This is a genomic window from Pseudomonas sp. FP198, from assembly GCF_030687895.1.
In the GTDB taxonomy this organism is placed as follows: domain Bacteria; phylum Pseudomonadota; class Gammaproteobacteria; order Pseudomonadales; family Pseudomonadaceae; genus Aquipseudomonas.
In genome coordinates this window covers 2,107,835-2,133,283 of the sequence record NZ_CP117452.1, presented here as the reverse complement: position 1 = coordinate 2,133,283, position 25,449 = coordinate 2,107,835, and the positions used below count along the sequence as shown (strand labels likewise).

Annotated in this window: 23 protein-coding genes and 1 pseudogene; 16 read left to right on the top strand and 8 right to left on the bottom strand. The window is 60.3% G+C overall.

The features are described from left to right. Positions 1-15: 15 nt before the first annotated feature. Complete coding sequence (locus tag PSH78_RS09930; protein ID WP_305500129.1) at positions 16-663, bottom strand: LexA family transcriptional regulator; 648 nt, start codon at positions 661-663, stop codon at positions 16-18. A 129-nt stretch (positions 664-792) separates the two neighbouring features. Between PSH78_RS09930 and PSH78_RS09925 the strand changes: the two genes are divergently transcribed. Then, positions 793-1,134 (top strand): DUF3077 domain-containing protein, encoded by a 342-nt coding sequence (locus tag PSH78_RS09925; RefSeq protein ID WP_305500127.1) that lies wholly within the window; start codon positions 793-795, stop codon positions 1,132-1,134. A gap of 488 nt (positions 1,135-1,622) precedes the next feature. Continuing rightward, positions 1,623-2,774, top strand: a complete 1,152-nt coding sequence (locus PSH78_RS09920; protein WP_305500125.1) for a M14-type cytosolic carboxypeptidase — start codon at positions 1,623-1,625, stop codon at positions 2,772-2,774. A gap of 42 nt (positions 2,775-2,816) precedes the next feature. On the opposite strand, the gene PSH78_RS09915 is transcribed toward PSH78_RS09920, so the two are convergent. Both PSH78_RS09915 and PSH78_RS09910 read right to left on the bottom strand, forming a co-directional pair. Next, positions 2,817-3,353, bottom strand: coding sequence for a cytochrome b (locus tag PSH78_RS09915; protein ID WP_305500123.1), 537 nt, complete (start codon positions 3,351-3,353; stop codon positions 2,817-2,819). Then, on the bottom strand, positions 3,350-4,432 hold the full coding sequence (locus PSH78_RS09910; RefSeq protein ID WP_305500121.1) for a catalase family peroxidase: 1,083 nt from the start codon (positions 4,430-4,432) through the stop codon (positions 3,350-3,352). The genes PSH78_RS09915 and PSH78_RS09910 overlap by 4 nt, the downstream gene beginning before the upstream one ends. A 167-nt stretch (positions 4,433-4,599) precedes the next feature. Between PSH78_RS09910 and PSH78_RS09905 the strand changes: the two genes are divergently transcribed. After that, on the top strand, positions 4,600-5,106 hold the full coding sequence (locus PSH78_RS09905) for a sigma-70 family RNA polymerase sigma factor (protein ID WP_305500119.1): 507 nt from the start codon (positions 4,600-4,602) through the stop codon (positions 5,104-5,106). After that, positions 5,103-5,855, top strand: a complete 753-nt coding sequence (locus PSH78_RS09900) for an anti-sigma factor (protein WP_305500118.1) — start codon at positions 5,103-5,105, stop codon at positions 5,853-5,855. Before PSH78_RS09905 ends, PSH78_RS09900 begins: the two co-directional genes overlap by 4 nt. A gap of 152 nt (positions 5,856-6,007) precedes the next feature. On the opposite strand, the gene PSH78_RS09895 is transcribed toward PSH78_RS09900, so the two are convergent. Beyond that, a complete protein-coding gene (locus PSH78_RS09895) occupies positions 6,008-6,844 on the bottom strand; it encodes an IclR family transcriptional regulator (RefSeq protein ID WP_305500116.1) in 837 nt (278 codons plus the stop codon). A 245-nt stretch (positions 6,845-7,089) separates the two neighbouring features. On the opposite strand from PSH78_RS09895, the gene PSH78_RS09890 reads away from it, so the two are divergent. The 11 genes and pseudogenes from PSH78_RS09890 to PSH78_RS09845 all read left to right on the top strand — a co-directional run bounded on the left by PSH78_RS09890 (position 7,090) and on the right by PSH78_RS09845 (position 18,920). Continuing rightward, on the top strand, positions 7,090-8,115 hold the full coding sequence (locus PSH78_RS09890) for an ABC transporter ATP-binding protein (RefSeq protein WP_305500114.1): 1,026 nt from the start codon (positions 7,090-7,092) through the stop codon (positions 8,113-8,115). Then, complete coding sequence (locus tag PSH78_RS09885; protein ID WP_305500112.1) at positions 8,112-8,981, top strand: ABC transporter permease; 870 nt, start codon at positions 8,112-8,114, stop codon at positions 8,979-8,981. Before PSH78_RS09890 ends, PSH78_RS09885 begins: the two co-directional genes overlap by 4 nt. A gap of 6 nt (positions 8,982-8,987) precedes the next feature. Further along, positions 8,988-9,782: an ABC transporter permease gene (locus PSH78_RS09880; protein ID WP_305500110.1), complete on the top strand. Its 795-nt coding sequence runs from the start codon at positions 8,988-8,990 to the stop codon at positions 9,780-9,782. A 7-nt stretch (positions 9,783-9,789) separates the two neighbouring features. After that, complete coding sequence (locus PSH78_RS09875; RefSeq protein WP_305500108.1) at positions 9,790-10,080, top strand: (2Fe-2S)-binding protein; 291 nt, start codon at positions 9,790-9,792, stop codon at positions 10,078-10,080. Positions 10,081-10,228: 148 nt separating this feature from the next. Next, the gene (locus tag PSH78_RS09870; protein WP_305500106.1) at positions 10,229-11,584 is read left to right on the top strand and encodes an NAD(P)/FAD-dependent oxidoreductase; all 1,356 of its coding nucleotides are present in this window, start codon (positions 10,229-10,231) and stop codon (positions 11,582-11,584) included. Then, positions 11,581-12,696, top strand: coding sequence for an FAD-binding oxidoreductase (locus PSH78_RS09865; protein WP_305500104.1), 1,116 nt, complete (start codon positions 11,581-11,583; stop codon positions 12,694-12,696). Before PSH78_RS09870 ends, PSH78_RS09865 begins: the two co-directional genes overlap by 4 nt. 18 nt (positions 12,697-12,714) lie before the next feature. Beyond that, positions 12,715-13,776: an ABC transporter substrate-binding protein gene (locus PSH78_RS09860; RefSeq protein ID WP_305500102.1), complete on the top strand. Its 1,062-nt coding sequence runs from the start codon at positions 12,715-12,717 to the stop codon at positions 13,774-13,776. Between the two features lie 36 nt (positions 13,777-13,812). Continuing rightward, positions 13,813-13,958: pseudogene (locus PSH78_RS26605) on the top strand (transposase); the annotation flags it as partial. A gap of 255 nt (positions 13,959-14,213) precedes the next feature. After that, positions 14,214-16,154 (top strand): acyltransferase family protein, encoded by a 1,941-nt coding sequence (locus PSH78_RS09855; RefSeq protein ID WP_305500100.1) that lies wholly within the window; start codon positions 14,214-14,216, stop codon positions 16,152-16,154. 180 nt (positions 16,155-16,334) lie between these two features. After that, on the top strand, positions 16,335-17,381 hold the full coding sequence (locus PSH78_RS09850) for an acyltransferase (RefSeq protein WP_305500098.1): 1,047 nt from the start codon (positions 16,335-16,337) through the stop codon (positions 17,379-17,381). 195 nt (positions 17,382-17,576) lie between these two features. Next, positions 17,577-18,920: a leucine-rich repeat-containing protein kinase family protein gene (locus PSH78_RS09845; protein WP_305500097.1), complete on the top strand. Its 1,344-nt coding sequence runs from the start codon at positions 17,577-17,579 to the stop codon at positions 18,918-18,920. Between the two features lie 7 nt (positions 18,921-18,927). Here PSH78_RS09845 and PSH78_RS09840 read toward each other — a convergent pair whose 3' ends face one another. Then, entirely contained in the window at positions 18,928-19,632 is a 705-nt protein-coding gene (locus PSH78_RS09840) for a YebC/PmpR family DNA-binding transcriptional regulator (RefSeq protein WP_305500095.1), read from the bottom strand. Positions 19,633-19,851: 219 nt separating this feature from the next. Here PSH78_RS09840 and PSH78_RS09835 point away from each other — a divergent pair, with 219 nt between their 5' ends. Then, a complete protein-coding gene (locus PSH78_RS09835; RefSeq protein WP_305500094.1) occupies positions 19,852-21,249 on the top strand; it encodes a type VI secretion system Vgr family protein in 1,398 nt (465 codons plus the stop codon). Between the two features lie 92 nt (positions 21,250-21,341). Here PSH78_RS09835 and PSH78_RS09830 read toward each other — a convergent pair whose 3' ends face one another. The 3 genes from PSH78_RS09830 to PSH78_RS09820 all read right to left on the bottom strand — a co-directional run bounded on the left by PSH78_RS09830 (position 21,342) and on the right by PSH78_RS09820 (position 25,269). Next, the gene (locus PSH78_RS09830; RefSeq protein WP_305500093.1) at positions 21,342-21,644 is read right to left on the bottom strand and encodes a T-complex 10 C-terminal domain-containing protein; all 303 of its coding nucleotides are present in this window, start codon (positions 21,642-21,644) and stop codon (positions 21,342-21,344) included. Between the two features lie 540 nt (positions 21,645-22,184). Further along, complete coding sequence (locus PSH78_RS09825; RefSeq protein ID WP_305500092.1) at positions 22,185-23,093, bottom strand: 1-aminocyclopropane-1-carboxylate deaminase/D-cysteine desulfhydrase; 909 nt, start codon at positions 23,091-23,093, stop codon at positions 22,185-22,187. Positions 23,094-23,229: 136 nt separating this feature from the next. Continuing rightward, positions 23,230-25,269 (bottom strand): NADPH-dependent 2,4-dienoyl-CoA reductase, encoded by a 2,040-nt coding sequence (locus PSH78_RS09820; protein ID WP_305500091.1) that lies wholly within the window; start codon positions 25,267-25,269, stop codon positions 23,230-23,232. Between the last annotated feature and the right edge of the window lie 180 nt (positions 25,270-25,449).

The window sequence follows — 25,449 nt, the reverse complement described above, 5'->3', positions numbered from 1 at the left end:
TCCGGGCCGATCCAGTCAGAACCTGATGGTTGCCTGTACGACCACGCCGATGATGCGGCATTGGTCGGTAAACAGGTTTTTCGGATAAGTCGGATTGAGCGGAACCAGGTAACGCTGCCCGCTCTCTTCCATCAGCTTGCGGAAAGTCGCTTCGCTGCTGCCTGGCAATCGGGCAATCACCAGTTTGCCGGGCACCGCCTCGATCGCCGGATCCACCAGGATCGACATGCCCTCGGGAATGCTCAAGCCGCTTGGCGCCGTCATCGCATCCCCCATCACCACCAGCCAGAACGCGTCGCCCCGTGCATGGTAGTCCGTCAGCTCATAGCGCGGCTGGCCGTAGTCCGCGACATTCTCTTCGCGGACGAGACCGATGTCGCGCCAGTCACTGACCGGGTAGCGAAAGTACGGGTTGTACTTCTGTGCCAGGGCCATCCCCTCGTCGGTGGAGGTGTCCGGCTCGCGGATCACCATTGCCACCTCGAGGAACTCCAGCCCCAGCTCCTGCAGCACCCGGTTCATGTCTCCGAGACTGGGTTGCCGGCGCTTGGTCAGCCAATGGCCGACCCCTCCCTGAGACATCCCCAGACGCTCTGCGAGCACCACTTGCGTGATGTGCTGCTCCTTCATCCTGGCCTTGACCAACTCTATCCATTTATCCATGAGCGGCACGATACGTGGCTGACGCCGTCCAGCAAAACACAAGTTGTAGTATTTAAATTATCGTCACAATTACGCTGAGTACTAAGCTGGGATCAGGATTTCCAAACCCGCACGGAGAAACTCGACATCATGGACAAGCCCAACAACGATGAGCCCGCAGGCCCCTCGAACACCCCATTTTCGTCGCTTCAGGATTGTCCGGCGGCCAAACGCGCCCTGGACCACTACCTGAAACCGGATATTGCCGACAACCCGGCGGAACATCGCTTCTTCGACGTCAACCGAAACATCAGTGGGGAGGAAGCCCTGGTTCATGCTTGCGACCTGCTACGTTGTGCAGCCGCCACCGCCCACGAATCCGCCAGCCGATTGAACGGCCCGAGCCGTGACCTGGCGTTTTCGGTGGTGCATATGATCGATCTGGTCAAGGTCATGCTCGACCGGACCCTGGATGGCTATCCGGCACGCTAGCCGCAACGCTTGAAATGACGCCGCGAACGCGGGCCACGAGAAATAATTTCCAATCGAGGCAATAAAAACATTTGACTTGCAAATGATAATGATTATTATTGAATCAGCTGGTCGCGAGATCAGTCGATAGCCCAGAGGACCTTAGGTCGGACCTCTGGAATATCTCCTCATCAGGCTAATCACGGTTTTTGACCCGGCTTTTTGCCGGGTCTTTTTTTGCCGATTTTTCGGCTTATGGCTTCAGGCTAATGAAGTCTTTGGATGCTGCTGATTCGATGACGGCGATGATAACAAACGCACTTCGCTCACCAAAGCTTCTGCGCTGCAACAGAGTGAATGAACGACAGGCAGCACTTGAGAATCATTCAGGGACTGTCTAATCTGCTACTGCGTCCAGGGAGGGCGCCCCCTTCTTTCCATGGCGCTAATCGTCCCGGTTCGCCCGTCCTGCGTGTAAAGTAACGGCCACAAGATCCTCTACCGGAACCGTGACCGTGGCTAAATCTTCCTTTGATATCAGCGCCAACTTCGACAGCGGCAATATTGCCGTCGTGGACATCAGCAACCCATTGCAGTCGCTGCTGAAAATCAGGCCAGACACCCGAAGCGCGCATTTCCAATGGTTTCATTTCAAGGCCAGTGGCCTGCACGTCGGCCAGGAATATTCTTTCCGCCTGCTCAATGCCAGCCAATCGTCCTACAACAAGGCGTGGACAGGCTACCAAGCCGTAGCGTCCTACGATCACGTCAACTGGTTCCGTATTCCTACGCAATTCGAGGGCGACGCCCTGCGCTTTCATCTGGAAGCCGAACAGCCCCACGCCTGGTTTGCCTATTTCGAACCCTACAGCCGCGGCCGTCACGACTGGCTGATCGAACAGGCGCAGCACAAGGCCGGTACCGAACTGCTGGCGACCGGCAAAAGCGTCGAGGGCCGTGATATTCAATTGCTGCGCAAAGGCAGCGGTGCCGAGGGCCGACGCAAGATCTGGATCATTGCGCAGCAGCATCCCGGCGAGCACATGGCCGAATGGTTCATGGAGGGAGTAATCGAACGCCTCCAGCATCAGGACGACGCCCAGCTGAACCGTTTGCTCGCCAAGGCCGACCTGTACCTGGTGCCGAACATGAACCCGGATGGCGCGTTCCACGGGCACCTGCGCACCAACTTGATGGGCCAGGACCTCAACCGGGCCTGGCAGAGCGCCAGTCCGGAAATCAGCCCCGAGGTCTATTTCGTACAGCAACAGATGGAAAAGTACGGCGTCGATCTGTTCCTCGATGTCCACGGTGACGAAGAGATACCCCATGTCTTCACCGCCGGTTGCGAAGGCAACCCTGGTTATACGCCGCGCATCGCCGGACTCGAAGAGCGCTTTCGCAGCCACCTCAAGCACCAGACCAAAGACTTCCAGACCGCCCACGGCTACACCCGCGACGAACCGGGCCAGGCCAACATGACCTTGGCCTGCAACGCGGTTGGGCAGAAATATGATTGCCTGTCCCTGACCCTGGAAATGCCGTTCAAGGACCACGACGACCACCCGAACCCACGCACGGGCTGGTCCGGCAAACGTTCAATGCAACTGGGCAAGGACGTGCTGAGCACGGTCGAGGACATGGTCGACCAATTGCGCTGAGATGTGGCGAGGGAGCAATCCTCCCTCGCCACGGGTTACGCGTCAGTCCTTGCCACGCAACATGCTGCCCAACACCTCATCCCGGCGCACCCACCCATGGAACAGCGCCGCCGCCAGATGCACCAGCACGGTCAGGAACAACAGATAGGCCAGATAGCCATGGGCCTTGCGCAGCCATGCGAAAGTCCGGGCATCCGCTGGCAGGATGGAGGGCAACCGCAGCGATTCGCTGAGCATCACCGGGTCGCCTGCTGCCGAAATCATGCTCCAGCCCAACAGTGGCAGGATCAGCATCAAGGCGTACAGCAAGACATGCGAGGCCTTGGCCGCCAATACCTGCCACCCCGGCAGATCGGCTGGCAGCGGCGGCGTACGGCGAGTGAAACGCACCACCAGGCGCACGATCACCAGCAACAGAATCGCGATGCCCAGAGGTTTGTGCAACTGGAGCAACCATTCGTGGCGCTCGGACACCGAGGCGACCATGCCTGCGCCGATAAACAGCATGGCGATGATCATCAGGGCCATCAGCCAATGCAGCAGCCGAGCCAACGGTGCGAAGTGTCGAGGGGCGTTCATTGACGGGACTCCTGGGTAGCGGGCAGTTGGCTGACTTCGCTGGTGCGCCGCAGATAGGAACTGGCATAGGCTGCCGAGCGGGCGGCCAGCAGCGGATCATCCGAGCCTTCGATGCCACTGGGCAGGATCAGCGGGTCATAGTTGATGTCGCGGCAATCCCCGTTGTCCTGCGCCTGGGCGCGCTCCAGTACCAGGGTGCCGGCGTTGAGCACCTTGCGGTCGCCGGGCCAGGCCTTGCTGGCGTCGTTGACCGGGTCGCCAGGATTGGCCAGGGTGATGTTCAGCTGCCAGCGCAGTGGCCCGGCGGCCAGGCGTTTCGTCAGGTCCTGCTCAAGGAAATCAGCGCCTTGGGGCGGCGTGGTCTGAGCCGCGTCCTGGCTTGTTGGTAGTACCGCCCAGCGCACCGCCTGGCGCTCCCCCGAGGGGTTGACCAGATAGAACGCGTTAATCCCGTTATAGGTTTCGGTGGCATAGCTGGCCGAGGGTTTTGCGGTCTTGATCCATTGCAGGAACGGCATCGCCTCGGGATGCGCGGCAAAAAACGCCGGCACCGCCGTCGGGTTCGGTTTACCCGTGGCCGGATCCGGCGACTGGGCCTGTTGCAGCTGGAAGAACGCCTCGGGCGTCCCCACCGGGAAAACCGGCATGCTGTTCATGCCCGTGCGCCATTGCTGGCCATCGGACTGGGTAAAACGCAACGCCAGGCTACGGATCGGCACGCTGCCATCGGGTGCGTAGGGGTTGCCGCTGGGCAGTGCAAAACGGCCGACCACCGGCGTCCGCGCATCGTTGAACACCTGCGCGCTGGAGTAGGCCCGCGCCTCGCCGCTGCTCTCAAAATAGCCGGCAACGCAAACGCCTTTGGAGTGATTGCGCCGAAAACCCGGATGAACCCCGTTATTGGTTTCCAGCACGTTGACCAAGGCCTTGGGCGTCAGTCGATGCGGATCCAGGGTACCGTTTACGTAAGCGAATGCCCCGGCCAGCGCGGCGACGACCGCGGCGATGCCGGTCAGGCGCAACGCCAGGCTGGCAGCGCTCAACCGCGGCCGACTCGATTCAGAAGAAGGGTCAACCATTTGCAGACTCCAGGGCACACGGCCATCTGTGGAAAGGACCTGTCAGACGAAAGCCCGACGGGTTTATTCCCACGTCGCGTATTTATTTTTCCTGCGCTGGAATAATCTCGTTCCCGGGTCGTCTTTCCAGTCCCAACTCAGCGATTGCCCAACGAAGCCCCCTGCCCATGAACGAACTCGACGACCAGTTGCGCCTGCTCATCCCACGGCTACGACGTTTTGCCGTGTCGCTGACCCGCAACCCCAGCAATGCCGATGACCTGGTGCAGGCATGCCTGGAACGAGCCTTGTCGAAATGGACCGACAAGCGCCCGGACGGCGACCTGCGGGCCTGGCTTTTTTCGATTCTCTACCGGCAGTTCCTCGACGCCCATCGCCGCTCCCGACGTTATGCGCGGATGCTGGAACTGTTCACCGGCCGCGACGATGCGCACCCTTCGGCCGAACGCAGTGTCATCGCCCAATCGTCACTCCAGGCCTTCGACCGACTGCCCACCGAGCAACGCGCGCCGCTGTTATGGGTCTCGGTGGAAGGCTTGAGCTACCAGCAAGTGGCCGACATCCTGGACGTGCCGACGGGCACCGTGATGTCGCGTCTGTCCCGCGCGCGCCAAGCGTTGCGTCAACTCAGCGAAGGCGAAATCGCCCGCCCTGCCCTGCGGATACTCAAATGATCAGCATGCCTCCCAGCGACAGCGACCTGCACGCCTATGTCGATCGCCAGCTCAGCGAAGACGACCAACGCCAGATGCAGATCTACCTCGACAGCCATCCCGATGTCGCCGCGCGGGTCCGCGGATGGCAGCAAGACACCCAGCAATTGCGCGCGGCCATGAGCGCGGCCCTGCAGCAATCACCCAACCCCGGCCTGGACCCGGCGATCATCCGGCAACGCCTCAGGCATCGGGCCCGACGCCAGCTGGCCAGTGTGGCAGTGCTCGTGCTGGCGGTCGGGATCGGCGGATTTGGCGGATGGCAGGCCCGGCAGATGACCCTGCTCAGCGCCGCAGCGCCCATGGCTGATGCGCTGCAGGCCTACCGTTTGATTGCCCAGCAGGGCGTCCTGCCCGCCGACTACCAGACGGGCGACGAGCAAAGCATGCAAGGCTGGCTCGACCGTTACTTCACCCAGGCCGACCGCCTGCCGGATCTCTCGGCGGCGGGCTTCAAGCCGGTCAGCGGACGATTGCTCAGTACTGACCAAGGCGCCGCGGCGATGGTGGTCTATCAGGACCCAAGCGGCCTGAAGATCAGTTTCTACGTGCGCCCACCTGGCCCGAAAAACTACCTGCTGCCCCGTGGCAGCCGGCGCGACGGTGAATTACAGGCTGAATACTGGTCCGGGCCGGGATACAACTATGCGATGGTCATCCCGAGTGATATGCCGGCGGCGCAGAAGCTCAAGCAAACCTTGAACTTCTGATCGTCATTGTCGCCTGCGGGCCCCCTGTGGCCCCCTTGTGGGAGCGAGCCTGCTCGCGAAGACGGCGTATCTGCCCGGTGATGTGTACTGGCGCAACGCTTTCGCGAGCAGGCTCGCTCCCACAGAGATCAGCGACGGCCAACAAGCGCTGCTCAGCCCTGCCTGAACACCTGCGAAGGCCTGCGCAGCAGCGGGTCGAACGGGTTGATGCGCGGGCCGATCGCCGCGGCTTCGCGCTTGAGCATCTCCACTACCGTCGGCAGGCGATCCGGCCCGAGCCGGTCGCTGATGGTCGCCACGCTCAGCGCTGCGACGGCCCGGCCTTCACGATTGAGAATGGGCACCGCGACCCCGGCCATGCCTTGCAACACACCGGTGTTGCGTCCGGCGTAGCCCAGCGTCCGTACGTTCTCGACCTCGGTGCGCAGGAAGACTTCATCGTACAAATGAAAATCCTTCAGCCGCGGCAGGTTGTAATGGATCACCGTTTCGCGCTCCTCCTCTGGCAGGAATGCCAGGATCGCCAGGCTGCCCTGCCCCACGCCCAGGGCCACGCGGCCGCCGATGTCGCCGGTGAAGGTGCGTATCGGAAACGGCCCCTCGCTGCGATCCAGGCAGATGGCATCGAAGCCGCATCGGGCCAGCAGGAACAACGAATCCCCCAGCGACGCCGACAGCCGCAACATGGCGGGCCTGGCCAGTTCACGCAGGTTACCGGTATTGCCGGCGCGGGCAGCCAGGGCAAAGAAGTCCAGGCTCAGTCGATAGCGTTTGCTGCGCGTATCCTGCTCGACCATGCCCTCGTCCATCAGGTTGCGCAGCAAGCGGTGCGTAGTCGGCTGGGACAGGCCGATGCGCTGGGCCAGTTGGGTCACGCGCTCACCGCCTTCAACGGTCTCGCCCAGGCTGCGCAGCACCGCAAACAGCCGTGAGACCGAGCCGACCCCAACTTCACCTTTTTCATTATTTCGCTCAGTGGAATCAGGCATGTCATTTCTCTTCAGATAATTTACTCACCGGATGAAACTGAAAATAGTCGTCGTCTCAGTGAAATAGTCCATTGAGCCCATCCTATTCTTCGTCCTACTCTGCGTCCATACAGGGGCGATTCGAACAACAGCGGCAGCCGACTTGATCTCGAGCGCCAACGCACCCCGCGACATCCTTTCGTATCTGCCCATACAAAAAAGCGCGCCTCGCGGCGACGCATAACAATCTCAGGTGGAGCGCAGTCATGGCTTTCGTGCAACTTGAAAACTTGAGCAAACGTTATGGCGACCTCGACGCCGTGGTCGCCACCAACCTCGCGGTGGAAAAAGGCGAGTTCGTCTCCCTGCTGGGGCCATCAGGTTGCGGCAAGACCACGACCCTGCAAATGATCGCCGGCTTCGTCGAAGCCAGCAGCGGGCGCATCCTCCTCGACGGTCGCGACATCACTCACGCCAAGCCGGCCAGCCGGGGCCTGGGCGTGGTGTTCCAGAGCTACGCGCTATTTCCACACATGACCGTCAAGGACAACGTTGCCTTCGGCTTGCGTATGCGCAAAGTGCCGAGCACCGAATTGCAGACACGGGTCGATCGGGTACTCAAGCTGGTGCGCCTCGACCAGCACGCCGAGCGCTACCCGCGTGAACTCTCCGGCGGCCAGCGCCAGCGCGTGGCTTTGGCCCGGGCGCTGGTGATCGAACCGCCGGTGCTGCTACTCGACGAACCGTTGTCCAACCTCGACGCGAACCTGCGCGAGGAAATGCAGTTCGAGATCCGCCGCATCCAGCGCGAGGTCGGCATCACCACGCTGATGGTGACGCATGACCAGTCCGAGGCGCTGTCGATCAGCGACCGGGTGGTGGTGATGCAGGCCGGTCGGATCACCCAGATCGACGCGCCCTACACGCTTTATGAACACCCGCGCACCGAGTTCATTTCCGGTTTTGTCGGCAAAGCCAACCTGCTCCCGGGCCAGCGGGACAGCGCCGGCGTCGTGCAAGCCTGTAGCGCCGGTCAAGGCGAGCTGACCCTGAGCCTGCGCCCGGAGAAAATCGATCTGTGCGCCGCCGGCGCGGGGCGGCTGCAAGGCACTGTCACCAGCCGTTTTTTCCTCGGCAGCCAGTGGCTGTACGGCGTCGACACCACCCTGGGCGAGCTCAGCGTGGTGCGCCGCAACGACGGCTCGGCGCCCCTGACCGAAGGCACCGCCGTCGGCCTGGACTGGGATCCGGCGCTGCTGCGGGTGCTGAGCGTGGACGAGGTGTCGGCATGAAGCTGATCGATGCCATCAAGCGCGGCCGCCAGGGTTACCTGATGTCGGCCCCGGCCCTGGCCTTGTACCTGAGCCTGCTGGTCATTCCCCTCGGGTTGACGCTGGTGTTGTCGTTCAACGTCTTCGACTACGGCTCGGGCATCAACAGCGAGGCCTACACGTTCGAGCATTACACCAGCCTGCTGGGCGATCCGTATTTTTATGAAATCTTCCTGCGCACGCTGTGGATCAGCGCCCTGACCACCCTGCTCTGCGTGCTGATCGGCGTGCCCGAGGCCTACATCCTCAGCCGCATGGGCGCGCCCTGGCGCTCGATTTTCCTGATTCTGATTCTCACGCCGCTGTTGATCTCGGTGGTGGTGCGAGCCTTCGGCTGGAGCCTGCTGCTCGGCGCCGACGGCCTGGTCAACCAGACGTTGCAGGCCCTTGGCGGCTCGCCGATGAAGCTGCTCTACACGCCGTTTGCCGTGGTCATCGCCCTGGTCCATGTGATGTTGCCGTTCATGATCATTCCGGTCTGGACCTCGCTGCAAAAACTCGACCCGGCCGCCGAACAGGCCGCGCTGTCCCTGGGCGCGAGCCAGTTCACGGTGATCCGCAAGGTCGTGTTGCCGCAGATCATGCCCGGCGTGCTGTCCGGCACCCTGATCGTGTTCGGTCTCGCCGCCAGTTCCTTCGCGATACCCGGCCTGCTCGGCGGGCGTCGCTTGAAGATGGTCGCCACGCTGATCTACGACCAGTACCTGTCGGAACTCAACTGGCCCATGGGCGCGGCCATTGCCGTCGCGCTGCTGCTGCTCAACCTGCTGATCATGCTCTCGTGGAACCGCATGATCGAAGGCCGCTACAAGAAATCATTGGGGTAATTCTTCATGTCCAGGAACGGTCCTTTCTCCCTGTTGTTTCACGCCCTGGTCGTGGTGTTCATGCTGGCGCCGCTGGTGGTGGTCTGCCTGGTGGCCTTCACCCCGGAAAACACCCTGAGCCTGCCCACCACGGAGTTTTCCCTGCGCTGGTTCCGTGCCGTGTTCGAGCGCGCGGATTTTATCGATGCGTTCTACAACAGCCTGGTCCTGGCGTTCTGCGCGGCGTCGCTGGCGACATTGATCGCGGTGCCGGCGGCGCTGGCAATCACCCGGCTGGAGTTTCCTGGCCGGGACTTTTTCAACGGTCTGTTCCTGTCGCCGATCATCATTCCGCACCTGGTGCTGGGCGTCGCGTTACTGCGCCTGTTTGCGCTGATGGGCGTGAACGGCAGTTTTACCTGGCTGATCTTCGCCCATGTGCTGGTGATCACGCCGTATGTGCTGCGCCTGGTGCTGGCATCGGCCATCGGCCTGGACCGCAGCGCCGAACAGGCTGCGCAATCGCTGGGCGCGGGGCGCTTCACCCTGTTCCGGCAGATCACCTTGCCGATGATTCTGCCGGGCGTGGCCGGAGGCTGGTTACTGGCGTTCATCAACAGCTTCGATGAAGTCACGCTGTCGATCTTCGTCACCTCGCCGGCCACGCAAACCCTGCCGGTGCGCATGTACGTGTACGCCACCGAATCCATCGATCCGATGATGGCGGCGGTGTCGGCGCTGGTTATCGGGCTGACTGCATTGACGATGATTCTGCTCGATCGGGTCTATGGCCTGGATCGGGTCCTGGTGGGCAAACAATGAGGGCGCCATGGCTCTGCTGAAACGACTGGCCGAGCGCGATCGCCCGGCCCTGGACTTCACGCTCGACGGCTTGCCTGCTAGCGGTTTGCTCGGCGATACCGTGCTGACCGCCGTGCTGACCTGCGCTGAGCAATTGCGCGGCAGCGACTTCAGCGCCGAGCCCCGGGCCGGTTTCTGCCTGATGGGCGCCTGCCAGGACTGCTGGGTCCGATTGGGCGACGGCCGCCGCGTGCGCGCCTGCTCGACGCTGCTCGAAGCCGGCCAGCAGATCAGCCGCGAACCGGGGCGCAAGGTATGAATGACTTTGGCAGACGCGGCCTCTTCGCGAGCAGGCTCGCTCCCACAGAAGCGCCGGCATCATCACAACCCCCTTGTGGGAGTGAGCCTGCTCGCGAAGGCGGCATCAGCCTGTCCACCGATCTCCAAGCATCGCCAGCGAGGTGGCCATGAACCCCATAGCCATCATCGGCGCCGGCCCCGCCGGCATTCGCGCTGCGCAAACCCTGGTTGCCCATGGTGTGTACCCGGTCCTGCTGGACGAGGCGGCACGCGGCGGCGGGCAGATCTACCGGCGCCAGCCGGCCAACTTCACGCGCACGCCGAACCAGCTCTATGGCTTCGAAGCGCACAAGGCCAGCGCCCTGCACCAGACCGTGGATGAATTGCGCGAGCAGATCGACTATCGCCCCGACACGCTGGTTTGGAACGCCGAGGGCGGGCTGCTGGATACCTTGCATGACGGCCGCGCCGCGCGCCTGGCGTATGCCAGCGTGATCGTCGCGACGGGCGCCACCGACCGGATCCTGCCGGTCCCCGGCTGGACGCTGCCCGGGGTGTACAGCCTGGGCGCGGCGCAGATCGCCTTGAAGTTCCAGGGCTGCGCCATCGGCGAGCGAGTGGTGTTCGCCGGCAGCGGGCCGCTGTTGTATCTGGTGGCGTATCAATACGCCAAGGCCGGCGCCTATGTCGTCGCGGTGCTCGACAGCTCCCCCTTGAGCGCCCAGGCCCGCGCCCTGCCCGGCCTGCTCGCACAACCGGCCACCCTCGCCAAAGGCCTATATTACCGCGCCTGGCTCACAGCCCACGGCATCGCCGTGCAGCAAGGCGCCAGCCTTTCGCGCATCGACGGCGAACGCCGGGTGCAGTCGTTGTCATGGCAAAACGGAAAAGGCCAGCACCGGCTCGATTGCGATGCGGTGGCCTTCGCCCACGGCTTGCGCAGCGAAACCCAACTGGCCGATCTGCTCGGTTGTGAATTTGCCTGGAACCCGCTCAACCGAGCCTGGTTGCCGCAGCGCGACCGCGCCGGGCGCAGCAGCTCGCCAGGGGTCTACCTGGCCGGCGATGGCGCCGGGATCATGGGCGCCGATGCCGCCGAAATGGCCGGCGAACGGGCAGCCCTGGCATTGCTCGAAGATCTCGGCTACCAGGTCGACCCGCAACGCTGCGCCCAGCTGGAACAATCCCTCGAGCGCATCGGCCGTTTCCGGCAAGGCCTGGAGCGCGCCTTTGCGTTTCCCGAGGACTGGGCCGGCCGCGCCCCTGATGAGCTGATGATTTGCCGCTGCGAAGAAGTCAGCGTCGGTGACATCCGCCAGGTGGTCGGTGAAGGTCATTGGGAGATCAACCGGGTCAAGGCCCATTGCCGGGTCGGCATGGGCCGCTGCCAGGGGCGGATGTGCGGCGCCGCGGCGGCGGAAATCATCGCTCGGGAAAGTGGACGCAACATTCAGGAAATCGGCCGTCTGCGGGCACAGGCGCCGCTCAAGCCGGTCCCGTTTGGCCTGGAGGTCGAGCCATGATCGAAGTGGATGCGCTGATCATTGGCGGCGGTATCGTCGGCGCCTCGGCGGCGTTGTTCCTGAGCCAGGCCGGGCGGCGCGTGGCACTGCTGGAACGGGACTTCTGCGGTTCGCATTCCAGTGGCGTGAATTACGGCGGCGTACGGCGCCAGGGGCGACCATTGTCACAGCTGCCGTTGTCGCAACGTGCCCATGAGATCTGGGCGCGATTGCCGCAACTGATCGGCATCGACGGTGAGTATCAGCGCAGCGGTCATCTGAAGCTGGCCCGCAGCCTCGATGACCTGCGTGCGTTGCATGATTATGCCGCGAGCAGTCATGGCTTCGGCCTGGATCTGCAATTGCTGGATCGCGATGAACTGCGCAGGCGGTTTCCCTGGGTCGGCGACGTCGCGGTCGGCGCCTCGCTGTGTCCGGACGACGGTCACGCCAATCCACGCCTGGTCTCGCCGGCATTTGCCCAGGCGGCCCGCAGGCATGGCGCAAAGGTTTACGAACAATGCCCGGTCAGCCAGGTGACACACGACGGCCAGCGCTTTGTCGTACGCACCGAGACAGGCCTTGAGCTGCGCGCGCCGTGGCTGCTGAACTGCGCCGGGGCCTGGGCGAGTCGGTTCGCCGCGCAGTTTGGCGAGGCGGTACCGATGCACGCCGGGCACCCGGCCATGCTGGTCACCGAGCCGCTGCCGGTCGTAATGGACGCCAGCACCGGCGTGGAAGGCGGCGGCATTTATGCGCGCCAGGTCGCCCGGGGCAATTGCGTGTTGGGTGGCGGCCAGGGTTTCGCCCTCGATGACGCACGTGCCCGCCCCGGCCAGAGCGCCGTCATCGAGATCCTGCGCCAGGCCGTCGAACTCTACCCGTTCCTGGAGGGCGCCCAGGCGATTCGCACCTGGAGCGGCACCGAAGGCTACCTGCCCGATCGCCAACCGGTGATCGGTCCGAGCAGTACCCAATCCGGTCTGTTGCATGCGTTCGGCTTTGCCGGCGCCGGTTTCCAGATCGGCCCGGCGGTGGGCCAGGCGCTCACTGAGATCATCTGCTGCGGCGCCTCAACCACGCCGCTGGATGCGTTTTCCATCACCCGGTTTCACTCCATCTCCGTTGCTTGATAGAGGAAGGTCGCGCCAATGAATAACGTCAAACGCAGTGCACTGTTCGGTTTCTGCTCGCTGGGCTCCGCTTGCCTGGGCGCCCTGCTCCCGGTCACCCAGGCGTTGGCCGAACCGACGCTTTACCTGGGCATGAACGGCGGCACCATGGAGCGGCTGTATGCCGACAAGGTCCTGCCGGCCTTCGAGAAAGCCAACAACGTCAAGGTAGTGATCGTGCCGGGCACCTCGGCCGACATCCTCGCCAAGGTCCAGGCCAGCAAGGGCAACCCGCAGATGCACGTGATGTTCCTCGACGACGGCATCATGTACCGCGCCATCGCCATGGGGCTCTGCGACAAGCTTGAAGACAGCCCACCCCTGGCGCAGATTCCGGCCAAGGGCCGGATCAAGGACCAGGCCGTAGCTGTCAGCCTCGGGGTCACCGGGCTCGCGTACAACACGCGGCTGTTCAAGGAAAAAGGCTGGAACACGCCCACCTCGTGGATGGACCTGGCCGACCCGCGGTTCAAGGACAAGGTGGTGTTCCAGTCCATGGCGTCGTCGACCTTCGGCCTGCATGGTTTCCTGATGTTCAACCGGATCCAGGGCGGCAGCGAAACCGACGTCGAACCGGGTTTCAAGGCCTGGCCGAACACGATCGGGCGCAACGTGCTGGAGTACATTCCCAGCTCGGCGAAAATCTCCGAAATGCTGCAAACCGACGAAGCCGCGCTGTTCCCGCTGACGCCGACCCAGGTGACTGCCTTGAAACTCAAGGGCATGCCGGTCGAGTACGCACAACCGAAGGAAGGCGCGGTGGTGCTCAACGTCGCGGAATGCGCAGTGGCCCACAACAGCGAGCCCGAACTCGCGCAGAAACTTGCCGCCTTCCTGCTGACGCCTGAAGCCCAGGCCATTGCCCTGGAGGAAGGCGACCAGATCCCGTCCAACCCCAACACCCCGACCACCGACAAGACTCGTGGCCAGGTGGAAGCGATGAAGCAATACCTGGATACCGCGATCGCGGTGGATTGGGACCAGGTCAACGAACAGCGTCCGGCCTGGAACGCGCGGTGGAATCGCAGCATTGAGCGCTAGGTTACGAAAACAGCCGAAACCAATTTGAATGAACCCCGCCGTAACGAGCCCCCAGTAACAGAGGACCGCTTGATGCTAAATGGCGTCCTGTGAGTGCTCTGTTCTGGCGCTCCCTGGCGCCACATGCCTCAGCGCCTGGGTTCAAGGCAAAGATTTCTCAACGTTTTCGTGACTTGCACAATCACGAATTTAAATCAACAGCGTAACATCATTGAACGGATGCTCGGCTGATTGGAGCGAAAACCGCCGCATGGTTACAGTTTCCGACAAGCTTGCGATAAGTATACGGCGATGGTCTCGCTGGGCTGCGCCATGCGGTGTTTACGACATTACCTTCTGTACAGCGCCTAAGCATCGTAGAGTCCAGAATTCTCTGGCTGAGACAGGAACGACTCGGCTAGAATTCCGCAGCTATAGGAAAGGACCTCGGAGCCTCAATGCAAAATATAAAAGGCGGCTATCGCTCGGATATCGATGGGCTACGAGCAGTAGCTGTAATCGCCGTGATACTGTATCACTTCAAGATCGGCTCAATCAGCGGAGGGTTCGTTGGTGTAGACATCTTCTTTGTAATCAGTGGCTACTTGATAACTCGAATCATAACCGAGCAATGGAAAGAACATCAGCGGGTTAATCTCGGAGACTTTTATCTACGTCGCGTCAGAAGACTATTACCAGCCCTTATCGTTACGATTGGCGCATCCTATATTACGGCTCTATTTTTATTCTCGCCATCAGACTTCAAGTCAATGTCGGGATCAGCCGTTTACGCACTTGCAGGCATACCTAACATATTTTTCTGGCTTGAAAGCGGATACTTTGATTCAAGCGCTTCTATAAAACCACTCCTCCACACATGGTCATTGGGCGTAGAAATACAGTTTTACCTAATATGGCCTATCGTATTATTAGGAATACTGAGGAAAACCACACACATCACGGTCACCCTGCTTGCACTCATAGCCCTAGGCGCGACTTCCGCCGTACTTTTTTTGAAATCAGATGCGTCCGGGGCTTTTTTCTTAACACCCTTCAGGGTTCACGAATTCCTGCTCGGTGGACTGGTGACTTTTATAGAACGACATAAGTTTAACAAGCTTGTCTCGAACGCAGTTTATGCGACAGGAATGATTTTAGTCGCCTATGCCATCTTTGTCTTTAGCAGCGAAACAACTCTATTTCCTGGTTTAGCTGCTCTCGTGCCCGCTGCTGGCGCTGCTTTGATGATCCTTGGAGGCCGAAACTCGACGTTGGCGTATCCGCTTTCATCCTGGCCGGCGGTGAAGATTGGAGAAATCAGCTATTCACTTTATCTGGTCCACTGGCCGGTCTTTGTCTTTACCAGTTACACACTCATGGGAAACGTCACCCCCCTTCATAAACTCTGGCTTATCTGCTGCACTCTCGTTTTAGCCACCGCGCTTTACTATCTGGTCGAGAAGTTTTTCCGACATCAACAAGCTGCTCTCTTGAGCGGCCCAGCGTTTTCGTTAGCGACAGCCTTGGCCTCCATAGTACTTATTATTCCCGCTGCTAGTAGCTGGACTCAAAATGGATGGACATGGCGTATACCGGCCGAGCTTCGAGAAATCGGCAATATTGACGAGCGCTCAGCCTCGATCTACGTTTTCGAACTGATCAAAAGTCTCAATAAAGCAGAGGGCTTCGATACTTCCTCAGAAAAAGAAAAGATCCTTGTCATTGGAGACTCTCAGGCAGGAGATCTAATGAACATCCTCAACGAAGATAACTACCTTTCGAAATTCAACGTTATCTCACGCCTCGTGGATAGCGCTTGCGGCACTCCATTACTAGAAAAAGACAAACAAGATAGCTTCTTTAAGAAAATCAACCCCATAACCATGAAACAACCCGAATATATAAAACGATGCGAAACGGGTATCGCTAGAGCAGACGACCAGAAACTTCTCCTCGAGGCCGACAAGATATTTATAGCTTTTTATTGGCGCGACTTCGCGGAGCCATACTATCTGGATGCAATCAATAAACTGGCATCTCGGACCAAGGCAGAAATTTATATCTTTGGCAGGAAGGACCTACTGAAAGACAGCGCTTTCATCGCGACTACCTTGGGAAGGAGCGCGGGGCTCAGCCATTATGCGGCGACATACAAAAGCCCAGAAACAGAAAAGATCAATGCGCCGCTGAGGCTGATAAGGAACGTCAAGTACATCGACATGATGCAAGCGACCTGCCCAAGTGCCGACCAATGCCTTGTCATCGATGGCAATAATAAACCCGTATTTTTCAACGCGACGCACCTTTCAAAAGAAGGGGCAAAAATGTACGGCCCCGTTACACGACGCTTGTTGGACGAGGCCATGGTGAGTCCATCAGCACGAATGGCCGGCGGCTGAGTTTGCCAGGTAACCGTACTGGCGGTCTCCCCTGGAAACGGAACCTCTGGATGTTTCAGTTCTCGGCCGCGGTGAGTACCCCCATGTTTGCATGAGGCGAAAACCCATACGTGGCGAGGCTTCGACCCATAGGTTATTGATGCCATTATACTGGCCTACAACACTTTGGTTTCTTATCACATGAGCTACAATTTCCATACAAAAACCATTGACGCGCTGCGAGGAATCGCCGCCGCCGCCGTTTTTTTTGATCACTCAGACACGTCCGGGCTTGCAACTAATGCATGGCTTTCTGCCCACAAGGGCCTCCTCGGTGACTTTGGAGTGTATGTTTTCTTTTGCTTAAGTGGATATCTGATTTGGCAATCGGGTACGCGAATTATCGGAACACCCGGCGGGATTAAGCTCTACGCAATCCATCGCTTTACTCGCTTAGTTCCGCTATACCTCATAAACTTACTTGTCGTTACGGTCGCAATCAGCTATATCGGCAGTCGCTGGACTCCTACTTACGATGCATGGAGTCTATTCAGACACCTCACTTTCTCTCAAGACTTATACCCTTCGGTTGCAAGAGACATCAACCCTGTTCTGTGGACACTCACCCACGAAGTAATGTTCTACATCCTGGTTCCCATAATATTAATGGCAGGTATCCGCAACAAACATATCATCCTCCTTTCATCATTCGCACTGTTCGGGGTTTTCTGGGCTTGCGGCTGGCTGGGATACTTCAAATTTGCACAAATTTTTTACGCCTTTGCCCTGGGAATCTTCATTGCTGAGGCCAGCAACAGAGCAAGACTGGTTATCTGCCTTTTGGTTAGTGCATTGGCGGTATACGCATGTCTGGGCGATATGCTGCATGCCCAAGCTGGGCGCATCATAGCTATCGCTTTTGCGTTGTCCTGCATTTCCCTTACCAAGGGCAAGGAGTGCAATCAGATATTCGCATGGTTAATCTCACCATTTGCATTCCTTGGCACAATTTCTTACAGCATATATATCTGGCATTATCAAATCATTTATGTCGTTGAATATTACTACCCATTCTTTAATCGACACATACCCGGATGGTCGCAATATGGCTTGGTCAGCGGAATAATCCTGTGCTCCATCTGTATAATCTTCTCTTACATTTCTTATAGGCTGATTGAAAAGCCTTCAATGAAAGAACTTCGAATCGCCATGGAGAAAATGATCGGCGGACGAACTGCTCTTGCTTAATGCACCCTCGTCATAGCCTTCGGTATCGAGCAGCCAATTGACCGTTTCCGGAGGCATCGCCAAGCGCAGGGCGATACGCCCGGATGTTTGCATAGGTACCTGTGCTGGATCTGAACGGTATCAGGGAAGGCTGATAAACTGATTAACTGTCGGACCCCAGCGCAGCGCCCCTTCTTGGTAACAGCGAACCCACCCATGCACACCCTCACCCAACTGCGCGCCGGCCAGCTTTCGGGCATTACCCGACTGAAGCTCTCGTGCGGCCTGACGGAGTTTCCCCGGGAAATTTTCAACCTGGCGGACTCCCTCGAAATTCTCGACCTGAGCGGCAACCAGCTCGATACGCTGCCCGACGATCTATACCGGCTGCCGCACCTGCGCGTGCTGTTCTGCTCCGACAACCGCTTCACTGAATTGCCCGAATGCCTGGGACACTGCAGCGCGTTGACGATGATCGGCTTCAAGGCCAACCGCATCGAGTACGTGGCCGCTCAGGCTTTGCCGCCACTGCTGCGCTGGCTGATCCTGACCGATAACCGCGTCAGCCAGTTGCCGGATGAACTGGGCCATCGCCCGCACCTGCAAAAGCTGATGCTGGCGGGCAATCGTCTTCAGCAACTGCCCGAGAGCCTCGCCCAATGTCATCGCCTCGAATTGCTGCGCATCGCCGCCAATCAACTGACCGAATTGCCGTCCTGGTTGTTGGAGCTGCCGAGCCTCAGTTGGCTGGCCTACGCCGGGAATCCCTTGGAAGCCCAGGCCGAGGCTGCCGCGCTGCATGCCGCCACGCCTGTCGACTGGCTGCAACTGAGCTTGCAACACACCCTCGGCGAAGGTGCTTCGGGGGTGATCCATCAAGCGCTGTGGCAAGCACCGGGCCGCCCCGCGCGAAACGTCGCGGTCAAGCTGTACAAAGGCCAGATGACCAGCGATGGCTCGCCACTGCATGAAATGCATGCCTGCATCACAGCCGGCAAGCATCCGAACCTGATTGAAGTATTGGGCCAAGTCAGCGGTCATCCCGAGCAACAGGTCGGGCTGGTGATGGCCCTGATCGGACCCGATTACCGCAACCTGGCCGGGCTGCCGAGCCTGGCGTCCTGCACCCGCGACGTCTACGACGACGAACTGCGGCTGAGCGCAGCGGCGGCCTTGCGCATCGCCCGAGGCGTTGCATCAGTGGCGGCGCACCTGCATCGCCAAGGCATCACCCATGGGGATCTGTACGGCCACAATATCCTCTGCAACGACCAGGGCGATTGCCTGCTCGGCGACTTCGGCGCGGCGTCTTTCCATGCCACGGCTGACACGCCGCAAACGCGCGCCCTGCAACGCATCGAGGTGCGGGCGTTCGGGATTCTGCTGGGGGAGTTGCTGGCGCGGATCGAGCCGGCGCTCGCGGATGAGACGCTTGAGCGGTTGCGGCAGCTGGAGGCGCGCTGCTGTCAGCCGGACGTACTGGCGCGGCCGGGGTTTGACGAGATAGCTGCCTTGTTCGGCGACCGTGGCGAGGGAGCTGCCTCCCTCACCACAAGCTAAAAGTCGCTTAACCGGCCAGGCCGACAAACATGTCCTGCACATCGTCATGGTTGTCGAGGCCTTCCAGGAACGCCTCGACTTCGGCCATCTGCTCGTCGCTCAGGCCGCTGACCGGGTTTTTCGGCTGATAGCCCAATTTGGCCGACAGCACGGTGAACCCCTGCTCCGGCAACGCTTTCTGGACGGCGTCAAGGTCGGCAGGTTCGGTGATGAACAGCGTCGCCCCGTCTTCGCCCGGCTCGAAATCCTGGGCACCGGCCTCGATGGCGGCCATTTCCGGATCGGCGTCAGGGCTGTCCGGCGCAGCTTCGATCATGCCGACATGATTGAAATCCCAGGCGACCGAACCGGAAGCACCCAGCTGGCCCTTGCGGAACGCGACGCGGATTTCGGCAACGGTACGGTTGATGTTGTCGGTCACACACTCAACAATCAGCGGCACCTGATGGGGCGCGAACCCTTCGTAGGTCACGCGATGATACTGGACGGTTTCACCGAGCTGGCCGGAGCCTTTCTTGATCGCGCGCTCCAGGGTCTCGCGGGGCATCGAGGCCTTTTTCGCCTGTTCAACCACCAGGCGCAGGTGCGCATTGGTAGCGACATCGGCGCCGTTACGCGCCGCGATGGTGATCTCCTTCACCAGCTTGCCGAAAATCTTGCCTTTGGCGTTGGCAGCCGCTTCTTTGTGTTTAACCTTCCACTGTGCGCCCATTACTCACTCTCTTGTCTGACGCGCCGAGACATCTGCCGGCCGGCGCTGTGGCGCCAAGTTTATACGGCCTAAACCGGCTGATCGACCAAAAAATCGCGCTGGCCGGATCGACATTTTCACAATCTGATGTAGGGGATTTCTGAAAGTGCCGTTCGGGTACACCTTAGTGCACAGCGGTTTCGTACCCTCAGCGCCCTCTCCCAGTAAATAAGAGCTGCGATGCGCAACGACACGGATTATTCCTTCAGCCTCACACTCACCGAAAGCAACCTGCAGCTTCACGTCCAGAGATTCGACGGCCGAGAAGCCCTCAACCAACCTTTTCGGTTCGACCTCGACTTGATTGGCCTGGCGCCCCCGATAAACCTCGACACCATTCTCGGCCAACAGGCGTTTCTGCACCTGGGTACCGAGTCGGGTGTGCATGGGATCGTGGACAGCGTCAGCCTGACCTCCCATGCCCGGCAATGCATAGGCTATCGCCTGACGCTGGTGCCTTACCTGCAGAGGCTGGAGCAGAGTCCGCGACGCCGGGTCTTTGGCCGACTCAGCGCAGTCCAGGTGCTGCAACACTTGCTGAAAGAACACGAACTGCCCGCCCACAGTTACCGGTTTGAATTGCCACACGGGCACTACCCATGCCGGCCGTTCTGTGTCCAATACGACGAAAGCGATCTGGAACTGTTGCAACGGCTGTGTGAGGAAGAAGGCATCCACTATCACTTCGAGCACGCCCCTACCGGCCATGTGCTGGTATTTGCCGAAGATGCGACAAGTTTCCCTGATCAGCCGGTCGGGTTGAACCTGCATCAGGAGGAAGGCCGGCGGCCAGCAATAGCGCGACTGTACCAGCGCCATCACCTCACGCCACCGATGTTGCCGGCCAACGCCAGGGATCGGGCGTCGGCGGCGATTTTTGCAACCTCGGCAGCCAACCACCCTTTCATCGGCCCCGCGCTGGAAGCCGCCTGGCACAACGTCGCACATACCCAGCAAGCGGGTCGCCGTACCCTTGAGCGGCTGCGCTGCACATACAGCGACATCCACGGCCAGAGCAGCCAGCCAACCCTGCGCAGCGCCGTCATCGTGCAGATCGAAGGCCATCCGATATCAACGTTCAACGATCAATGGCTGGTTACCGAGATCACGCATCGCGGGCGGCAGCCTTCGATCCTCGACGCCCCGTCTTCCTTGCTTCCTGCGTCCCGACACTATCGCAATCGGTTCCTGGCGATCCCATGGTCGACGGTGTTCAGGCCAGCCCTCAAGCACCCGAAGCCGCGCATCGCCGGCAGTCATCTTGCCTATGTGCACGGTCAGCATGGGCATGGCCAGGTTAACGTCAGCCTTTGGACCCGGGAGGGCGAAGTCGTCACATTGCCTCTGTCGCGGTTGACCCTGCATGACACCCAGGCGCCGCCGGCTGGCAGCCAGGTGCTGGTGACTTTTCTCGACGGCGATCCCGACAGGCCAGTGTTATGCCCTGGAATATTCGGCCCCCCGGGACTCGGCGCTAGCGACGTCGGCGGGCCAATCGTCGGCCCTTCAACGCCGCCCCGTCGTAATACGGGATTATTGCTGGACTGGCTGCTGAACCGTCCTGACCCCACCGCTTGAACGCGCGGATTGTCTAGCGGCCGCTCCCCTTCGAAGATGCCCACTTGAAATGTCGGTACCGTCCGGCACGGTTGCGAAAAGATATAAAGGCATCAATTGATTTTATGACCGTCTTTATCCAGCCAATCTCCATCGGGATACAACACGCTGCCATCCGGATACTCAGTCTGGCCGTTGGCAAAAACAATACGCCCGTCAGGATGTTTCACTGTTCCGTCATCGTACTGAATAATTCCATCCGGTCGCGTCACGGAATTTTTTTCTGCATCAACCACACTTTTATCGGCTAAAGAAGTTGTTCCATCTTTGTTCTGGACACTTCCGGGCGCGTTGATAAGGTTATAAATGGCGAGAGGATCAACAGCGACGTTTAAAACAGGCCAAGAGATTGGCAAAGGCGCTGGCCGGGACGTGGGATTAGGCCTGGGCTGGGAAGGCGCTGGCGGGGCGTCGTTTGGTTTTGGCTTGGGTATTGGCCGCGAGGCCGGATTGGGCTTGGGTTTTGGCACTGGCTTCGGGGTCGGCTTGGGCGTAGGTTGTGGTACTGGCTTCGGGGTCGGCTTGGGCCTGGGTTTAGGTACTGGCTTCGGGGTCGGTTTTGGCCCTGGTTTAGGCGTCGACGGAACGACAGGCTTCTGCGCTGGTCTCGGTTTTGGTTTCGATTTCGAGGGCGGCCCTATTGCCATCAACCTTGTAGCGAGGTCTTTATAGCCGTGGCTACCACATAATTTATTCATCTTTAAATTCCCTTTTAAAAACAAGTACGACGCGGCCAAGCCGAATCGTTAGTTCGCCAATCCAGCGAACTTGCGGACAACAATAAATAGATACCGCGCATTCTTCAAATTATAAAAAGCGTACAAATATTATTCAGCCAAAACCAGCACTACTCAGCCGCATTGCTCCAGATGATGCCCAATGGGGGTGACGCTCGATCACTCGAACCCGCGGCGGCCTTGCAAACCACCGGTATGAACGAAAATCAAGCGAGTGCCTGCGCCAAACACCCCGGCCTCGACCCGGGCCTTAAGCAGCATCAGCGCCTTGCCGGTGTACAGCGGTTCCAGCTCGATAGCGACAGCGGTCTCGATGAACTCGCTGAGCTCGGCATCCACCCGGGCAAAACCGCCACGGCTGCCGTCAAGCAACTCATAACCTGGATTGCCCAGCCCCGCCTCCACCAGAATGCTTTCAACATGTTGCAGCACCCCATGGTCTTCAGGCACCGCCAGGACACCATGAACCGGATGCTCGCCCGCTTCAGCCAGAACCAGCCCCGCCAGCGACGTCCCGGTGCCGCACGCCAGCCACCAACCGTCATAATCCTCCCAACCCAACGTGGCCAATTGGCTGCGGGCGGCCGTTACCCAGGACATGCAGCCTTGCGCGCCGGGCAACCCCGAGCCCCCTTCAGCTATCGGCCATAAATGCGGGTACTTTGCCTGCCAGGGAGCCCAGAACCCCGGCTCATGCCGCTCTCGATACCCGCCGTAACCCAACCAGTGCAAGGTCATGCCGAACGTCTGTAGATCAAGCGTCGTAGGCGTCTCCCGGGGATGGCCGCGCAATAACCCCACCGTCTGGAAACCGAATCGCTGCCCCGCCGCCGCCAACGCATGCAGATGATTGGAATAAGCGCCGCCGAGGCTGATCACGCCCTCTGCACCGTTGGCTTGGGCAGCACGCAGATGATGAAGCAGCTTGAACCATTTATTGCCGCTGATGAGCGGATCGATCCGGTCCAGGCGCAAGACCGCCACCTCGATACCGGCCCGCGCCAGCCAGTCGAGGTGAAGGGGTTCGAGGCGCGGTTGAGGATGCCAGTCGAGGGCAGACAAAAGCATTGCAGCAGACCGGATGGGAAGGTGCCGGGATCTTATCAGCTTGGTGGCGGCCGGTATGAAGGATCCGGATACACCCCATTCCTTGTGGGAGCAAGCTCGCTCCCACAAGGGCAAACCTTTCCCGGAAGGTTGAGCGCTACAACTGCGCCGCCAACCGCGAGCCCTGGTTGATCGCGCGCTTGGCATCCAGCTCGGCCGCCACGTCGGCACCGCCGATAAGGTGGACAGTCTGCCCCGCCGCTTCCAGGCCTTCCTGCAACTCGCGCAACGGATCCTGGCCGGCGCAAATCACCACGTTGTCGACGGCCAGCACTTGCGGCTCGCCCGCTTCGCCGATGCGAATGTGCAGGCCTTCGTCATCGATCTTCAGGTATTCGACGCTGTTGAGCATCTGCACCTGTTTGTTCTTCAGGCCGGTGCGATGAATCCAGCCGGTGGTCTTGCCCAGCCCGTCGCCGACCTTGGACTTCTTGCGCTGCAACAGGAACACCTGCCGCGCCGGTACATGAGGTTCGGGCTTGACTCCAGCCACGCCGCCGCGAGCCTGCAGCTGGGTGTCGATGCCCCATTCCTTCCAGAACGCTTCACGGTCCAGGCTGGTGGCAACCCCCTGATGGACGAGAAACTCCGACACATCGAAACCGATCCCGCCGGCCCCGATCACGGCGACACTGCGGCCCACCGGCTGGCGGCCCAGGATCACGTCCAGGTAGCTCAGCACCTTGGGATGCTCGACTCCCGGGATCGCCGGTACGCGCGGGGCGATGCCGGTGGCCAGGATGATCTCGTCAAAACCGCCGGCCACCAGTTGCGCCACATCGACCCGGGTATCGAGGCACAACTCGACGTGGGTAGTCTGCAGCTTGCGTTTGAAATAACGCAGGGTTTCGAAGAACTCCTCCTTGCCCGGAACGCGCTTGGCGACGTTGAACTGGCCGCCAATTTCGCTGGCCGAATCGAACAGCGTCACTTGATGACCGCGTTCGGCCGCCACGGTGGCCGCGGACAATCCGGCAGGACCGGCGCCCACCACGGCGATTTTCTTCACCTGGGTCACGGGCAGGTAATTGAGTTCGGTTTCATGGCAGGCCCGCGGGTTCACCAGGCAACTGGTGAGCTTGCCCCCGAACGTATGATCGAGGCAGGCCTGGTTGCAGCCGATGCAGGTATTGATTTCGTCCGCGCGGCCAGCGGCGGCCTTGTTGACGAACTCCGGGTCCGCAAGGAACGGCCGCGCCATGGACACCATGTCGGCGTCGCCCTCGGCGAGGATCTGCTCGGCCACCTCAGGGGTGTTGATGCGGTTGGTGGTGATCAACGGAATACTCACCGAGCCGCGCAGCTTGGCGGTGACTTTACTGAACGCCGCCCGCGGGACCTTGGTGGCGATAGTGGGAATACGCGCCTCATGCCAACCGATACCGGTGTTGATAATCGTTGCGCCAGCCTGTTCGATGGCCTTGGCCAACTGGACGATTTCATCCCAGGTGCTGCCACCCTCAACCAGGTCGAGCATGGACAGACGAAAGATAATGATAAAATTCGGCCCCACCGCTTCGCGTACGCGGCGCACGATTTCCACCGGCAGACGCATGCGGTTTTCGTAGCTCCCACCCCAGCGGTCGGTACGGTGGTTGGTATGCGCCGCCAGGAACTGGTTGATGAAATAGCCTTCCGAGCCCATGATTTCGACACCGTCGTACTCGGCCTTCTGAGCCAATACCGAACAGGTGACAAAATCGCCGATCTGTTTCTCGATGCCCTCTTCGTCCAGCTCCTTGGGCTTGAACGGGTTGATCGGCGCCTGGATCGCGCTTGGCGCCACCTGCTTGGGGCTGTAGGCATAACGTCCCGCGTGGAGGATCTGCATGCAGATCTTGCCCCCCGCTTCGTGCACGGCCCGCGTGACGACCTGATGCTTGAGGGCCTCTTCCTCGGTGGTCAGCTTGGCCGCGCCGGAGTACACGCCACCTTCATCGTTCGGCCCGATTCCACCGGTGACCATCAGGCCGACCCCACCCCGGGCCCGCTCGGCGAAGTACGCCGCCATGCGCTCGAAGCCGCCGGGCTTTTCTTCAAGGCCGGTGTGCATCGATCCCATCAGGGTACGGTTGCGCAACGTGGTGAAACCCAGGTCCAACGGGGCCAGCAAATGCGGGTAATGAGGGGCGGTCATCGATAACTCCACGGGCGATCACGGAAAAATGCGGAAGCTCTGCGGCTCCCATCAGTCATGACCGACAGCGTAAGAGTCGGGATGCGAGCGCTCAATGGCCGTAACTGACAACTTGATGATCGAAATGCGCAGAGCCCGCGCCGGTAGACGGTTCCTGAAGTGCGCGCACGCGCCCTTTCG

What these genes read in the sequence shown, in the direction of transcription:
- PSH78_RS09930 (WP_305500129.1), bottom strand. Translation starts at nt 663, where the DNA reads ATGGATAAATGGATAGAGTTGGTCAAGGCCAGGATGAAGGAGCAGCAC.
- PSH78_RS09925 (WP_305500127.1), top strand. Translation starts at nt 793, where the DNA reads ATGGACAAGCCCAACAACGATGAGCCCGCAGGCCCCTCGAACACCCCA.
- PSH78_RS09915 (WP_305500123.1), bottom strand. Translation starts at nt 3,353, where the DNA reads ATGAACGCCCCTCGACACTTCGCACCGTTGGCTCGGCTGCTGCATTGG.
- PSH78_RS09910 (WP_305500121.1), bottom strand. Translation starts at nt 4,432, where the DNA reads ATGGTTGACCCTTCTTCTGAATCGAGTCGGCCGCGGTTGAGCGCTGCC.
- PSH78_RS09905 (WP_305500119.1), top strand. Translation starts at nt 4,600, where the DNA reads ATGAACGAACTCGACGACCAGTTGCGCCTGCTCATCCCACGGCTACGA.
- PSH78_RS09900 (WP_305500118.1), top strand. Translation starts at nt 5,103, where the DNA reads ATGATCAGCATGCCTCCCAGCGACAGCGACCTGCACGCCTATGTCGAT.
- PSH78_RS09895 (WP_305500116.1), bottom strand. Translation starts at nt 6,844, where the DNA reads ATGCCTGATTCCACTGAGCGAAATAATGAAAAAGGTGAAGTTGGGGTC.
- PSH78_RS09890 (WP_305500114.1), top strand. Translation starts at nt 7,090, where the DNA reads ATGGCTTTCGTGCAACTTGAAAACTTGAGCAAACGTTATGGCGACCTC.
- PSH78_RS09885 (WP_305500112.1), top strand. Translation starts at nt 8,112, where the DNA reads ATGAAGCTGATCGATGCCATCAAGCGCGGCCGCCAGGGTTACCTGATG.
- PSH78_RS09880 (WP_305500110.1), top strand. Translation starts at nt 8,988, where the DNA reads ATGTCCAGGAACGGTCCTTTCTCCCTGTTGTTTCACGCCCTGGTCGTG.
- PSH78_RS09875 (WP_305500108.1), top strand. Translation starts at nt 9,790, where the DNA reads ATGGCTCTGCTGAAACGACTGGCCGAGCGCGATCGCCCGGCCCTGGAC.
- PSH78_RS09870 (WP_305500106.1), top strand. Translation starts at nt 10,229, where the DNA reads ATGAACCCCATAGCCATCATCGGCGCCGGCCCCGCCGGCATTCGCGCT.
- PSH78_RS09865 (WP_305500104.1), top strand. Translation starts at nt 11,581, where the DNA reads ATGATCGAAGTGGATGCGCTGATCATTGGCGGCGGTATCGTCGGCGCC.
- PSH78_RS09860 (WP_305500102.1), top strand. Translation starts at nt 12,715, where the DNA reads ATGAATAACGTCAAACGCAGTGCACTGTTCGGTTTCTGCTCGCTGGGC.
- PSH78_RS09855 (WP_305500100.1), top strand. Translation starts at nt 14,214, where the DNA reads ATGCAAAATATAAAAGGCGGCTATCGCTCGGATATCGATGGGCTACGA.
- PSH78_RS09850 (WP_305500098.1), top strand. Translation starts at nt 16,335, where the DNA reads ATGAGCTACAATTTCCATACAAAAACCATTGACGCGCTGCGAGGAATC.
- PSH78_RS09845 (WP_305500097.1), top strand. Translation starts at nt 17,577, where the DNA reads ATGCACACCCTCACCCAACTGCGCGCCGGCCAGCTTTCGGGCATTACC.
- PSH78_RS09840 (WP_305500095.1), bottom strand. Translation starts at nt 19,632, where the DNA reads ATGGGCGCACAGTGGAAGGTTAAACACAAAGAAGCGGCTGCCAACGCC.
- PSH78_RS09835 (WP_305500094.1), top strand. Translation starts at nt 19,852, where the DNA reads ATGCGCAACGACACGGATTATTCCTTCAGCCTCACACTCACCGAAAGC.
- PSH78_RS09825 (WP_305500092.1), bottom strand. Translation starts at nt 23,093, where the DNA reads ATGCTTTTGTCTGCCCTCGACTGGCATCCTCAACCGCGCCTCGAACCC.
- PSH78_RS09820 (WP_305500091.1), bottom strand. Translation starts at nt 25,269, where the DNA reads ATGACCGCCCCTCATTACCCGCATTTGCTGGCCCCGTTGGACCTGGGT.